At 43.7% G+C, this 13,946-nt stretch carries 12 protein-coding genes; 6 read left to right on the forward strand and 6 right to left on the reverse strand.

Going from position 1 to position 13,946, the window contains the following annotated elements:
• Nucleotides 1-142: 142 nt before the first annotated feature.
• Nucleotides 143-2,056 (forward strand): F-box protein, encoded by a 1,914-nt coding sequence (locus ACOMHB_RS06715; RefSeq protein ID WP_448215998.1) that lies wholly within the window; start codon nt 143-145, stop codon nt 2,054-2,056.
• Nucleotides 2,057-2,316: 260 nt separating this feature from the next.
• The gene (locus ACOMHB_RS06720; RefSeq protein ID WP_448215999.1) at nt 2,317-2,859 is read left to right on the forward strand and encodes an F-box protein; all 543 of its coding nucleotides are present in this window, start codon (nt 2,317-2,319) and stop codon (nt 2,857-2,859) included.
• Here ACOMHB_RS06720 and ACOMHB_RS06725 read toward each other — a convergent pair.
• Nucleotides 2,856-4,420 (reverse strand): IS3 family transposase gene (locus ACOMHB_RS06725; protein WP_448215008.1). Its coding sequence is split into 2 segments (ribosomal slippage): nt 2,856-3,967 and nt 3,967-4,420, totalling 1,566 coding nucleotides; the frame shifts between segments, so codons are not numbered across the junction. The two genes, ACOMHB_RS06720 and ACOMHB_RS06725, sit on opposite strands and share 4 nt — an antisense overlap.
• A gap of 1,002 nt (nt 4,421-5,422) precedes the next feature.
• On the opposite strand from ACOMHB_RS06725, the gene ACOMHB_RS06730 reads away from it, so the two are divergent.
• The 3 genes from ACOMHB_RS06730 to ACOMHB_RS06740 all read left to right on the forward strand — a co-directional run bounded on the left by ACOMHB_RS06730 (nt 5,423) and on the right by ACOMHB_RS06740 (nt 6,571).
• Nucleotides 5,423-5,749 (forward strand): type II toxin-antitoxin system HicB family antitoxin, encoded by a 327-nt coding sequence (locus tag ACOMHB_RS06730; protein WP_422137239.1) that lies wholly within the window; start codon nt 5,423-5,425, stop codon nt 5,747-5,749.
• A gap of 274 nt (nt 5,750-6,023) precedes the next feature.
• Nucleotides 6,024-6,302, forward strand: a complete 279-nt coding sequence (locus tag ACOMHB_RS06735) for a BrnT family toxin (RefSeq protein WP_448216000.1) — start codon at nt 6,024-6,026, stop codon at nt 6,300-6,302.
• The gene (locus tag ACOMHB_RS06740; RefSeq protein WP_317143018.1) at nt 6,299-6,571 is read left to right on the forward strand and encodes a CopG family antitoxin; all 273 of its coding nucleotides are present in this window, start codon (nt 6,299-6,301) and stop codon (nt 6,569-6,571) included. Before ACOMHB_RS06735 ends, ACOMHB_RS06740 begins: the two co-directional genes overlap by 4 nt.
• A gap of 216 nt (nt 6,572-6,787) precedes the next feature.
• Here the strand turns inward: ACOMHB_RS06740 and ACOMHB_RS06745 are convergent, their stop codons facing one another.
• From ACOMHB_RS06745 to ACOMHB_RS06755, 3 genes are all read right to left on the reverse strand, one after another.
• Entirely contained in the window at nt 6,788-7,207 is a 420-nt protein-coding gene (locus tag ACOMHB_RS06745) for a type II toxin-antitoxin system VapC family toxin (protein WP_448216001.1), read from the reverse strand.
• A complete protein-coding gene (locus tag ACOMHB_RS06750) occupies nt 7,194-7,427 on the reverse strand; it encodes a FitA-like ribbon-helix-helix domain-containing protein (RefSeq protein WP_448216002.1) in 234 nt (77 codons plus the stop codon). Before ACOMHB_RS06750 ends, ACOMHB_RS06745 begins: the two co-directional genes overlap by 14 nt.
• A 256-nt stretch (nt 7,428-7,683) precedes the next feature.
• Complete coding sequence (locus tag ACOMHB_RS06755; RefSeq protein ID WP_448216003.1) at nt 7,684-9,540, reverse strand: hypothetical protein; 1,857 nt, start codon at nt 9,538-9,540, stop codon at nt 7,684-7,686.
• 472 nt (nt 9,541-10,012) lie between these two features.
• On the opposite strand from ACOMHB_RS06755, the gene ACOMHB_RS06760 reads away from it, so the two are divergent.
• Nucleotides 10,013-11,035 carry a hypothetical protein gene (locus ACOMHB_RS06760; protein WP_448216004.1) on the forward strand — a complete coding sequence of 341 codons (1,023 nt, stop codon included), beginning with the start codon at nt 10,013-10,015 and terminating at the stop codon, nt 11,033-11,035.
• A 109-nt stretch (nt 11,036-11,144) separates the two neighbouring features.
• Here ACOMHB_RS06760 and ACOMHB_RS06765 read toward each other — a convergent pair whose 3' ends face one another.
• Nucleotides 11,145-11,963 carry an ISL3 family transposase gene (locus ACOMHB_RS06765; protein ID WP_448216005.1) on the reverse strand — a complete coding sequence of 273 codons (819 nt, stop codon included), beginning with the start codon at nt 11,961-11,963 and terminating at the stop codon, nt 11,145-11,147.
• 449 nt (nt 11,964-12,412) lie between these two features.
• Entirely contained in the window at nt 12,413-13,396 is a 984-nt protein-coding gene (locus ACOMHB_RS06770) for a transposase (protein WP_448216006.1), read from the reverse strand.
• Nucleotides 13,397-13,946 lie beyond the last annotated feature (550 nt).

Genomic DNA, 13,946 nt, shown 5'->3' on the forward strand with positions numbered 1-13,946 from the left:
GCCATACCAATCGAACTTTCTAACTCCCTGTTGCGCTAAAGATTATTGTGAACTTTCCTACTAAAACCGACTCTAAGCTGCAGAATCAATTTTGAATATCCTCGCCAACCAGGGATAAATAACAACAATGGAATAACAAACAATGGATTGCATAAATAACAATTCCTGTATTGATGATCGACTTTCATCAAAACCAGATCAATCTCAAACAGAGCCGCCAAGTGGTACCTATGCAGGCTGGGAAGTCGTTGAACGTGACAAGAATGAGTTTTCATTATTGCTCGATTTGCCTGAGGATATACAATCCAGAATTTTCACTTATTTGCAGGCTCGTGATATTGCCCAGTTAACACAGGTAAATTCATCCATTAACAACAGGCTCAAAAATGATGATGCAATGCCAAGGGCATGGTATCGCCGGTTGGCTTCATCACACCAGACTCTTCTAAAGACAATTGTCGCAACAAAAGATAAAGATGAACTCCGGAAATGGTTGCAGCGTTTTACAAAGGATGAGGCATTAATCAAGTCAATCATGAACCGCCAGGCAAGTATTCACTTTCCTGCTTTGTTCTTTTCCACTCTCACTAAACGGATGTATCAATGTAAAGCATTTAAATTAGAGACTAAAGCCACCATCCCCTATGAAAGTTCAACGCACTATGCTGCCTTCAGCGCCGATGGACGCCACCTGGTGATCTCCCGTGTCCCCAAAACCTGCACAATCTATGGCCAGGAGAGCGATGGATCATGGGTAGCAAAAGGCACTATCTCCCATAATAACTATGTCAGATCAGTCACCTTCAGTGCCAATAGCCACTATGTAGTGACCGCTGGTATGGATGGCGAGGCGAAAATTTATGGCAAGAAAGACAATCGATCATGGGAAGAAAAAGCCACTATTTCCCATAATCGCTGGGTCCGCTCAGCCACCTTCAGCCCCGATAGCCGCCATGTGTTGACCTGCAGTAACGACGCCAAGGCGAAAATCTATGGCCTGACGGACGATGGTTCATGGGAAGTAGAAGCCATCATTTCCCATAACGAAGAGATCTACTTAGCCACCTTCAGCATCGATAGTCACTATGTAGTAACCGCCAGTGCAGACGGCAAGTCGAAGATCTATGGCAGGAAAGACGAACGATCATGGCAAGAAGAAGCCACTATTTCCCACGATGACTGGGCCAAATCAGCCAACTTCAGCACCGATGGCCGCTATGTGGTATCCGTCTGTGGAAATGGCACGGCGAAAATTTATGCCAAGAAGGACGATGGATCATGGGAAGAAAAAGCCATTATTTCCCATTTTGTCTCAGCCATCTTCAGCTCCGATAATCGCCATGTGGTGACCACCAGAAGAAATGGCAGTGCAAAAATCCATAGACTTGATGCCGATGGACCATGGAAAGAAAAAGCCATCATTTCCCACAATGGAGAGGTCAACTCAGCCACATTCAGCCCCGATAGTCGCTATTTAATGACCACCAGTGACGATGGCAAGGCGATAATCTATGGCCAGGATAAAGACGGATCATGGAAAGAAAAGGCTACCATTTCCCATTACCTAAGTGTCTGTTCAGCCAAATTCAGCGCCGATAGCCGACATGTGATGACCGCCAGTTTAGATGGCATAGCGAAAATCTATGGCAAAAAGGACGATGGACCATGGGAAGAGAAAGCCAGCATTTCCCATAAAGAAAGTCTCTACTCTGCCAGATTCAGCCCCGATAGCCGTCATCTCATCACCTGCAGTCCTGATTACACGGTGAAAATCCATGGCTTGGAGATTGATGGATCATGGAGAGAAAAAGCCATCATCTCCCATCGAAGGGTTATTACATTAGCAACCTTCACTGTCGATGGCCGCCATGTGGTCACTGTCAGTTACGTTGGAACAGTGAAAATTTTTGGCCAGAACAGCGATGGATCATGGAAAGAAAAAGCTACCATTTCCCATCTTGGTGATATCCGATCAGCCACCCTCAGCACTGATGACCATTTGCTGACCATCCACAACGCAACGGCGAGCATCACTGAACTAAGTTTGAATGAATGATTGCTGTTACTAGCCCAGCCTCACATTATTATTCTGCAACACCTGCCAGGCATGATAGTTCGAACGAACCGGAACACCGGCCACGACTTCAACAATTTACTGGATCAAAGTCCTGTTTTAAGCACCTAACCAGTTACTTATTATTGGTTACGCTTACATCAATATTGTGAACTTTCCTACTAAAACCGACTCTAAGCTGCAGAATCAATTTTGAATATCCTTGCCAACCAGAGATAAATATTAACTAAGGAAAAAGAACAATGGATTGCATAAATAACAACTCCTGTATTGATGATCGACTTTCATCAAAACCAGAGCAATCTCAAACAGAGCTGCCAAGTAGTACCTATGCAGGCCGGGGAGTCATTGAACGTGACAAGAATGAGTTTTCATTATTGCTCGATTTACCCGAGGATATACAATCCAGAATTTTTACTTATTTGCAGGCTCGTGATATTGCCCATTTAACACGGGCAAATTCATCCATTAACAACAGACTCAAAAATGATGATGCCATGGCAAGGGCGTGTTATCGCCAGTTGGCTTCATCACACCAGACTCTTCTAAAAACAATTGTCGCTACAAAAGATAAAGATGAACTCCGGAAATGGTTGCAGCGTTTTACAAAAGATGAGGCATTAATCAAGTCCATCATGGATCGCCAGGCAAGTATTCACTTTCCTGCTCTGTTCTTTTCCACTCTCACTAAGCTGATGTGTCAATGTAAAGCGTTTAAATTAGAGACTAAAGCCAGCATCCCCTCGGAGTTTTTCAAGATAGTTGTCCCGAAAACTGAATTTTAGGCTGCCTTTTTCTCGTTAATTCTTGCTTCAGACAACCGCTCAGGATTCAGTGCAACCGCACCTACAGGCTCCCAGTTTCTGATAACTCCTGACCAGCGCGTTGGATTAGCTTCTCGCGCTTTGGTATACACCTGTTTCCGGTGATTCAGGATTTCCTGATCTCTTTTCTCATGCCGTTGCGCAGGTGTCACAAAGCGGATTGAGCTATGGCGGTGTTCATTGTTATAAAAGCGCTCAAACTTCAGCATCCACTGTCGACTGTGTTCTAACGTCAGAAAACCTTGAGATGGCCACTGAGGACAGTACTTCACCGTTTTAAAGATCGATTCTGCAAATGCGTTATCGTTACTCACCCTTGGGCGACTATGAGAGGGAATAATGCCCAATTCCTCAAGCTTGGCCTTAAAGGTACTCGACGTCATTGGAGCCCCATTGTCTGAGTGCAGTACAAGCGGTGTTTTAGTGCATTTTTCAGCCACCATTGTCCGGTTAATCAGTTCACTGGCTAACTCACCAGACTCACGGCTATGAATCTCCCAACCAACAATCTTACGACTGTAAACGTCCAGTATCAGGTAGAGGTACCAGAACTGGCCGCGTACCCTGGAAGGTATGTAACTGATGTCCCAACACCAGACCTGGTTAGGGCCAGTAGCAACATAGGTTGTCGGCTTGTTGCTTTTCGATCGCTTTCTTGAACGACCGCGGTGGTGCAACTGACCATACTTTTTCAACACACGGTAAAAGCTAGATTCAGAAGCAACGTATACTCCCTTGTCTGCAAGGGCTGGCACGATCTGCGATGGTGGCAGGCTCGCATACTCATCTTCATTACTGATAGTCAGAATACGTTGCTCCTCTTCCTCAGTCAGTTTGTTAGAGGGTACCGGGCGCAAGGCATCCGGGCGTTTGTCCGTTAACACTGCACCATTGTCATCGCGCCAGCGATTCAGTGTTTTCAGGGATATTTCCAATTGTTCAGCAGCCTTCCAGCGAGAAGCGCCGTTTGCTATAGCCTCATCAAACCATGTCAGCAGTTGGCGGCGCTTATCGACAGGTGTCAGTTGTCCTCGCTGTCTATCCCGTAGAAGGCATCGAGCTTTTTTGATAGCACCAGCAGGGCTGCAGCTTCTGCCAACGCCTTGTCTTTACGGCGAAGCTCTTTTTCAAGGCTCTGATTGCGCTTACGCTCTTGTTTTAATTGCTTGCTTTCCTGGTCTGCACGCTGAGAAGCCTGAACAGCACCTGAAATACAAGCGTGCTTCCACTCCTTGACTTGTTGAGGATAAAGCCCTTTTTTACGGCAGTATTCACTTAACTCTGTTTCTGACAAAGCAGCGGTTTCGACGACCACGGCAAACTTGCTTTCAGCAGACCATTGTTCTGATTTTTGTTCGTTCCCTGGCACAGGTAATCCTTTGTCCCGTAGTTTTTTACGCCAATTATACAGGGTTTGTTCGCTGATACCTTCCTCTCTGGCAACATCCGGCACAGAGCGATTGTGTGGTGGTAACAGTTTTTTCAAAACAGCTGATTTACGTTCCTCTGAAAAACGAGGCATATTCAACGTCCATCGCCCACTGTCTAGCTTTTATTGGTTAATCAGTGAGCGGGACAACTATCCTGACACAGCGGGGGACACCCACAATAATCTGGGAAAAATAATCTGGGTAGAATAATCTGGGACACCCAAATAATTTAAGACACCCACATTTATATATGGGTGTCTTTGAATCCCCCATCCTTGAATCCCCCAGAAAGTCGAATAAACTAGGACACCCATATTTATATGTGGGTTTCTCTGGATAGGAAAAAATAATCTGGGAGTAATCTAGGACACCCATAAATTTCTCCCATGAATCCGGGGGCATCCACATTTATATACAGCGAGTAATTTAAGACACCCACATTTATATATGGGTGTCTTTGAATCCCCCATCCTTGAATCCCCCAGAAAGTCGAACTATTGAATCACTATTGCCTGCTTTATTTGATGACAAAAGGCACACATTCGCTATACTTCTCTGATGAAACGCTTTAACTGGAACCCTCAGAAGAATCAGCAGCTGATCCGCGAACGGGATCAGTCTTTCGAGGAAGTCATTTTCCACATAGAGAACGAGTAATCTAAGACATCCACAAAATTTCTGACTCGTAGCCGCACGCTGTTTGGAAATACATACCCCTCCCCTCAAAAGCCGAACTCACTAACTTGAGAAAAAATATGGGCACCCACACCAGGACCCAAAGGGTCTATTCATGTCTATGGAGTGTTTAACAGTTTGAATATAGTATCAATAATGCTACTATCCTTGTATGACTAATATCACTGAAATTCTCAGTCAGATGAGAAGTAATCCCAAAGGCGTGAGGTTCAGAGACCTTTGCAAAGTCTGTGAATCATACTTTGGTGCACCAAGGCAGTCAGGATCAAGTCATAAGGTGTATAAAACACCTTGGGTTGGTGACCCAAGAGTGAATATTCAAAATAACAAGGGCAAAGCTAAACCTTACCAGGTAAGGCAGGTGTTACAGGCGATCGAACGCATAGAGGGTGATAAAAATGGATAGGAAAATTGATCGTTATACATACCGGGTAACCTGGTCTGAAGAGGATCAGGAATATGTTGGCTTATGTGCTGAATTTCCTGGCTTGAGCTGGCTTGAAGAAACGCAAGTAGGTGCTTTATCAGGAATCCAGAATTTAGTTCTGGAAACCGTAGATGAAATGAAAAATGCAAATGAAGAGATACCGCAACCTTTTTCAACCAGAGACTATAGCGGGAAAGTATTGTTAAGAATTACTCCAGAAACGCATCGTTTGTTAGTTATTCAGGCAGCCGAATCAGGTGTAAGCTTGAATCGTTATATAGCCAGTAGATTGCACTGAGTAAAAAAATAAACTGGGAGAGTAATTTAGGACACCCACATTCATATATGGGTGTCCTTGAATACTTGAATACCCATTGAATCCCCCTGAAAGTCGAACTATTGAATCTCTGTTGCCTGCTTTATTTGATGACAAAGGTAATCTAAGACACCCACATTTATATATGGGTGTCCTTGAATCTCCCATCCTTGAATCCCCCAGAAAGCCGAACTATTGAATCACTATTGCCTGCTTTATTTGATGACAAAAGGCACACATTCGCTATACTTCTCTGATGAAACGCTTTAACTGGAACCCTCAGAAGAATCAGCAGCTGATCCGCGAACGGGATCAGTCTTTCGAGGAAGTCATTTTCCACATAGAGAATGGTGGCCTGCTGGATGACATCGTCCATCCTAATCCGCAAGCGTATCCGCATCAGCGGATCTTTGTGGTGAATGTACAGGGTTACGTCTGGCTGGTGCCCTACGTGGAAAGTGAGCAGGAGATCTTTTTGAAAACACTGATTCCCAGCCGCAAATTTACCCGTGACTATTTGGGAGAACGATCATGAAAAAAACAACATTGGATAACGAGGAGCAAACGTTGCTCAATGCCCTTGAACAGGGTGAGTATGAGTCTGTGATGACCCCTGAGCGCAAGACGACGCTGGAAGCCATGGCCAGTGAGACGTTTAAAAAGGATAAGCGTATTAATATCCGCATTTCCCAACATGACCTGATGGCGATTAAGTCACGGGCCCAGCGGGAAGGGATTCCATACCAGACACTGGTGTCCAGTATTATTCATAAGTATTTGTCAGGGGCTTTGCGGGATGTCTGACAAGAAACCAATAAATGAGACATCCACAGATAATCTGGGACACCCATATTTATCTCTAACCAAAGTAATCAAAGACACCCATATTTATATACGGGTGTCTTTGAATCGAAGAAAGGCAAGAAATGCGACGCCCACGAAATTTCCTCAAGGGAGAAATAGGTAACCCATAATATTTCTGGCAATGACTGCTATGCCTCATCGACATAATCTCTTTGTTCAATCCAGAAATGGATTGAACAAATTAACCCCTGTATCCACAAAATCCGGGGTGTTTCTTGTGACTACTGTCAGGCCATAAACAAGGGCTGTTGCTGCAATTTGTTTGTCAATTGCGTTTTCATGGCGGGGTACTCTGAGTTTTCCCCAAATCTGTGCTTCGGTGCTACCAAAGTCAAGAATATGATCTCGATAATCATCTACCAGATGATTTAGCCATAGCTCTAACTGCTTTGCCTGAATGGAGTCATTTCGATGACGGATTTTTTCAACGCCTCTACGGAGCTCACCTATGGAGATAACACTAAGGTAGAGCTTTAATGATTTTTTTTGTGCTGTGTTGAAAAAAAGCTGAACGCCCTGATTTGCACTGTTTCTTTTTCTTAATTCACTGATGACATTGGTATCAATTAAATACATCACGATCACCGTTATCATTGATACGTTCGAAGTCCGTATCTGAGCCGACATCTGGAATGTTTTTCAGTGCTTCAGTGAAGCTTTTTTTCTTGGGATGAAGGAGAGCTGCTTCCAGAATTCTTCGATGCTCAGCTTCTGCACTTCTCCCGTGTTTTCCTGCCCGAGCTTTGAGGGCATCAACTATTTCCTCATCAATATTGCGCACTATCAGGTTAGCCATTAGAGTCATCCAGATGTATTCAATTCGTAAATGATAGCATTGATATCAGAGATGGACGATAATAAAGGTAAAAAAGTAATCAAGAACGAGCAATCTGAGACACCCATAAATTTCTCCCATGAATCCGGGGGCAAGAAAGAACAGGACACCCACAAAATTTCTGACTTAAAGGTTTTGCCAGAGCCTCAGAGCCTGGGAACGAGTTGAAGAAAAAAGCGTGTTTCTGAGTTTTCCTTATGCAAGGGCGGGTGTCAGTTCATGGAATAGGATAAGTGTCCCGATCCACATCAAAAGGCTTGCGTTTTCGATGTATTCTTTTGTGATTCAAGAGGTTTTTTGAATTTTTGAAGACCTTCCTGCACGGCTGCGGTTGGCCATCATGTCCGATCACGGCCACGTCACAGATTTGTTGCCCGGCGTGGTATTTGGTTTTGTGATCCGACAGGGCTTTAGCATTATTGCAGACCTTCGCGCATGGTAGCAGCTGGCCATTATCTTCGATTATGGTTTTATCACAGATTTTTTGCCCGCTGTGATCTCTTCTTTTGTGATTCGACAAGGCATCAGGGTTCTTGCAGACTTTCCCGCAATGCCGTTTCTGACCATCTTCCCCAACCATGTTTACTTTACAGGTTTGTAGCCCGCAGTGCTCTCTTCTTATGTGATACGACAGAGTTGGAACATTTCTGCAGATTGTCCCGCACTGCCGCAGCTGGCCATCATCCCCGATCACGTTTTTCATACAGGTTTGTTGCCTGCTGTGATAGCTGCCTTTGTGATTCGACAGGGCTATAGCATTCTGGCAGACCTTCCCGCACGGCACTGGCTGGCCGTTCTTTCCAGCCACCGATACGTTACAGGTTTTTCGCCCGCTGTGGAATTTGCTTTTGTGTTCCGTCAGGGCTATAGCATTCTTGCAGACCTTCCCGCATGGCCGCTGATTTCCGTCCTCCCCGATATAGGTTATGGAACAGGTTTTCTGAGCGGTGTGGTATCGACTTTTATGCACCGTCAAAGATCGAGCATTGCTGCAGATTATTCCACATGGCTGCGGCTGGCCACCTTTCCCGATTATGGTTACAGCACAGGTTTTTTGCCCGCTGTGGACAATGCTTTTGTGATTTTCCAGGCCTCTGGCATTCTGGAAGACCTTTCCGCATGGCTGCGACTCTTTATCCTCTGTAATCACCATCAAATCACAGGTCTTTTGGCCGCTATGGAATCTGCTTTTATGAGACTTTAGTGCTCGTTTATTCTTGTAGACCTTCCCGCATTGTCGCAGCTGGCCATCCTTCCCGAACACTATCACGTTGCAGGTTGCTTGTCTGGAAGGGCCGTTTGTATCAGCCAGATGGGGGCATGATATTTGTCCGGGTCTTGCTTCTTTGTGGTCTGTTGAACTTTCTCTAGAATCTGGGGTTGCGTTGTAGGACGCATCGGAAGATTGTCGGAATTGACAAACGTCACTGCAGGGAAAAATGAAACAATTTAGACCCAAAGTGTGCGAGTGTTGTTGAGGGAATCCGTTATTCTCGCCAGAGTCAGAATACAGTAGATTGATGAAATAGTCTTTAGGGTAGCTGTCGGTACGTAGGCCCTGCTGGCCGGATGATTCTGATGGTCGGCCTTGTTGTTCATGTTCAGAGCCAGGCATCGCAGCGGTTATCGCAAGCAGGTGACTTTGATTCGTTTCATGTTGTTCAATCGGGTTAAACAGCAATGAATCCGGGTTCCAATTGCTTTTTAAAAGCAGGCCGACGGTTATAAATGCTTCTACAGGTATCCATAAATAAGGCTTTAAACATAGAGAGATATCTCTACTGGTCAGGAGCAGTTCGTAGGTAACCAGCAGGTTTGTGGTGTAAAGCCATTGCCAGGAAATCGACTCAACGAGGGTCGTTTTTACCCTATAACTGTCAGGTTTGTGTCGTTTGTTATCAGGCGGTAAATCCGCTTCTGCGCAGCCATTTATGTCGGCAATGTCTGGCAGGCTGCCCGACAATGTGCCTTGGTCAATCTTTATAGAAAAGTTCTGGTTTGGAAAATCTGCATTCTGTTCAAGTTCAATAATAAAACGCCTTGTTAGCGGTTTCGCTAGACAGATGACAGACAACGACAGTAACAGCAGTGTTGCAAAGAGTGAGTGTTTAATAATTCTACCCTTGCCTTCTGGTTTACAGATAAGAAGGATAGATTAGTGTGAGAGAGACCCATAAAATTTTTTACTTGTTCCCAAAGAAATCAGGGCATCCAAAAAATTTCCGACTTGTACTTGCAACCTGTTTGGAAACACATCACCCCCCTCGAAAGCCGAGCTTCGTAACTTGAGATAACGTATGGACTCCCACGTTGTGACCCAGAGGGTTTAAAAGCAAGGGGCCAGAGTTCTACGTCAGTCTGTGGAGTCTGGAAACAAGGTGTCAATGTGTAAAACCGTCCTGCCCTTACTGAAAGACAGAAACTTTGTTAGTTGCACTTAACAGCTTGCTATGAACTTTTATGCTAAAAACGCCTCTAAGTTATTAGGAGTAATTTTGTAAGCTCTTGCTAATCGAGGAAAAATACTTATCAGGGAGATAACCGACATGGATGGCATAAATAAAAATTCCGACACAGTTTTTTCAAACTCACCACCACCCAAGCGCGCCCGAAGAGGGAAATTACCCACTGGTTTCATTATGGGTAAAGAAGTTACTGTATATAATGAAAGTTCTCCGCATTGTCTCAATTTGCCCTCAGCAACCTATGCAGGGCAATCAATCGAACTACAGGAAAAGTCACCGTTTTTTCAAAGTACTTCAGATGAGACAGCCTGTGCTTTTTCAAGGCCTGTTTCACTTTATAGTGAGCGAGATAGTAGACTGTTATCCGATGTTTTAAGAGTACTGGGTGTCGACAAAAAATATATGCCTGACAGGGTTCTTGCAAAAAAAAGCGACACATTTTCATTAGCATTAGAATTGAGTTTGGGTGAACTGGAAGAAGAAACGATAAGCAGCGTAACGTCTTTAGTTCTTCAAAAAAACTTCGATCTGAAAAGCTATTCAGAATCTACTATTTTTTCACCTGATGATCAGGATGGATATAAGAACTACCTCAATAATGACCCAAAGCATGATTACGTGTTTTTTCATAAGCTTAAAGTTTCGGATGATAGCGAAGAGGAAAGTATTCATGATTTTGTTATTGTTAGGGGAGCTGAAAAATTTCACTTACTACAGTCAGTTTCTGGAGCATTCACTCTTGAACAATGGATTACTGGTGACTCTTCAATGATAAACAATCAAGCAAAAGAATTTAAAGAAGATTGTGATTTGAGTTTATTTCAGTGCGAAAAAAAATCTTCCCCTTCATCCGCTAAAAAAATGCAAAGAATCTACAAGGAATTTGAAAAAATAAAATCGTCATTCGGTAGAGTTATAAAAACATCAAATAATAAAGCCTGTTCTAAATCTATATTTGGCCAGAAGTTTGTGCCTACATTGTTTTCAGCTTTAAAAAATTCGGATGACCGACCATATTTTAGAATGTTCTCATCTTCAAGGAGATATTTGGGAGTTAAAAAAGAAGATAAGATTACTCTTGAAGTCTATAGGGGGAAAATATAAAGAGAAACTGAGGGAATTTGGATGCTCACAAAATGTCTTGATGATTTTGCTGCCCTGTGTTAAAGATGAACTGGAAGTCCTGATTGGCATTATTTCTTTTTCTGCCTCGTCAGCAAAATCTGTGTGGCATTTCTGGTTCGGGCAGGTTGCCCAGTGCATGATATAAAGCGATTTCTGCACATCTATAGGTTCTGAAACCATACGATTTTCTCGTAGTGAGTTTTATCTTGGTGTTCAGACCTTCCACAATTCCGCTGGAAAATGCTTTTTTTGCCCTGAACCAATTCAGGATCAGTGGCCTGTGCCGCCGAACAGTTTTAGCTACTTTCTTCATCGGCTCTATCTTTGACCGCATGACTCTTGTACACCACCGGTCCAGATACTTTCCTGCCCAGTGTGGTGATATGTAACCCCAGAACACTTGAAACTCCTCTCTGAGCAGATAGCCCCTGACACTTTTGAGATTATACTGAAGCACTGTATTTAACTTGATCTCTTCTTTCTCGGTCAGGTTTTCCTTCCGTTTCAGCAGACACCAACGGGTCTTTTTCAAAACAGGCTCATAGCCATCAGCCTGAAGCTGTTTGTGTTCTGATGCCCTGACCTCATCGATGGCCTTGTTCAGCATGGCCACAATGTGAAATCGATCCAGAATATGCAGCGCCTGATTGGCAAACTCGGCGATCGCCTTTACATAGGGCTTCCACATGTCAGAGCAGACATACCTCAGTTGCTGACTACGCTCAGGGCCAAAAAAGAAGAAAAAGTTTCTAGTTGTGGCTTCAGTACGATCCTGACCAACCCATAATAGCCGGGTGCAACTGCGATCAATCTGATAAACCACTGTCAGGTATTTATGTCCGACCTGGTAAGCCACTTCATTAATGGAAAATAGGACACCCATAGAATGGTGGAATGGAAAACGCATGGAAAATAGGACACCCATAGAAAGAGAAGGAAAATAATAGCGAGAAATTAGGACACCCACATAAGGAAGGAAAAAGAAAAATAAGACACCCATAAAATTTCTTGACCAGAAGCCAATACATAGCCAATTAGGAAATTAGGACACCCAAGAAGGAAGAAATTAAAAGAAATTAAGACGCTCACAAAATTTCTTAACCAAGAGAAATTAGGACACCCATAGAAATAGAAAATAGGACACCATAGAAGGAAAATAAGACACCCATAAAATTTCTTGACCAGAAGCCAATACATAGCCCGTCACGCATAAAAAATACCTGATCGGATCAAACTTGGGATGACCCTAAACTCGATAAAACAAGGAAATACAACTTATTAGGTTTATAAAATATGCAGAATCCCATCTCACCAAATCTATTCGGTAAGAATGTGGCGTATAAGGCAAAAGATGAATCAACCAGGCTGAAATAACTGGCCACAACAATATAACCCCTGAAGCCAACGTTGACCTGTACTGATCGCATATGCCTTCATGGCCTTCAGTCGTCCGACTGCACGATAAAATCGATTGTTTCTGCTCATGGTTTTTAGCCATTCGTCACCATCTATTTCTAGTCTTGCCAAGATAGGAGGTGAGCTTTCCGCTATAGAACCTTTCTTATCTTTTCTGACCGCTCTTCCACTCCAGTCTACCAGCTCCAGATAATCATGAAGAATGTATGGCAATGTTTTATTCGGGTCTTGCTCCTGGTTCTGAAAAGGCTTCAACATGAACGGCTGCCTGCTATCTGTTGCTTCGGTAGTTTTTTCAATGCGTTTTTGGATAGAGGTATAGTCGGATTGCTCTGGTGTTGAGGCAAGTTTTGCCCTGATAGGGTTAAGGTCAACATAAGCCATACAGGTCAGTAAAGCGGCTTCATCCAGTAACGCCTGACTTTTAAAACGTCCTTCCCAGAATCGGCCCTTACAACCATCTTCCCTGTTGGCTTCACGGGCAAGATGTTCGTTCAAGCAACGCATAAACCAGCTGATACTTTTCAAACGGCTACGATACTCAGCCACATATTCATCGATACGGCTGAGCTCCGAGCTGCTGAGCTTTGCATTGCTCAAATGGCGTTGGATCAATAATGGACCTGTGAAAAGGGTAGTCCATCGCCGCAGTATTTCATCTCGATTCCACTTGTCAGACTCATTGATGTTGATGTGTAGTACCAGGTGATAGTGATTAGACATCACAGCATAAGCACAGACTTCGATAGCAAAGACAGAGGTCAATGTACGCAGACGGTCGACCACCCACTGCCTGCGATGCTCAAAACTATTCCCGGTCAGATGATCCTCACCACACAAGTAAGCCCTGCGGACGCACCGAGACACACAGTGGTAATAGGGTGTCGAACCTGAATCAATCAGGTTGCTGCGGGCTTGAGTCATGAGATCTCCTATTGCTATGGTGGGTAAAAATCGTAAACATGAGAAAAATAGCTTAACCAGTCGATTGGTCAAATATATGGATGTCCTTTTTGTTTTTTTTTGTTTTTCCTCTTGTTGTGTCCTTTTTGTTGTGGTGCCTTCCTCTCTCTCTTTGGATGTCCTTTTTGTTCTGTCAAATATATGGGTGTCCTTTTTGTTCTCTTCAAATATATGGGTGTCTTTTTTGTTCTCTTTCTTTGTTCGTCAAATATATGGGTGTTTTTTTTGTTCTCTTGTTGTGTCCTTTTTGTTGTGGTGCCTTCCTCTCTCTCTTTGGATGTCCTTTTTGTTCTTTTTGTTCTCTCTCTTTGTTCTCTTCTCTTTTTAAAGTTACCGAGGCTACTCTTGTCCGGCTCATAGCCGATATACGATGATTATGTCCACATAAATTCAGTGCTCATGCTCACGTTCATTCATCAGTCTCACCATAAAAGCGCAGTGTTTCTTATAATGACGCTGACACTACTGGCAATGTGGTCGGCTCTTCAAATCTGGGATTTCGGACTGTCCA

This window comes from Endozoicomonas sp. 2B-B (genome assembly GCF_053470045.1).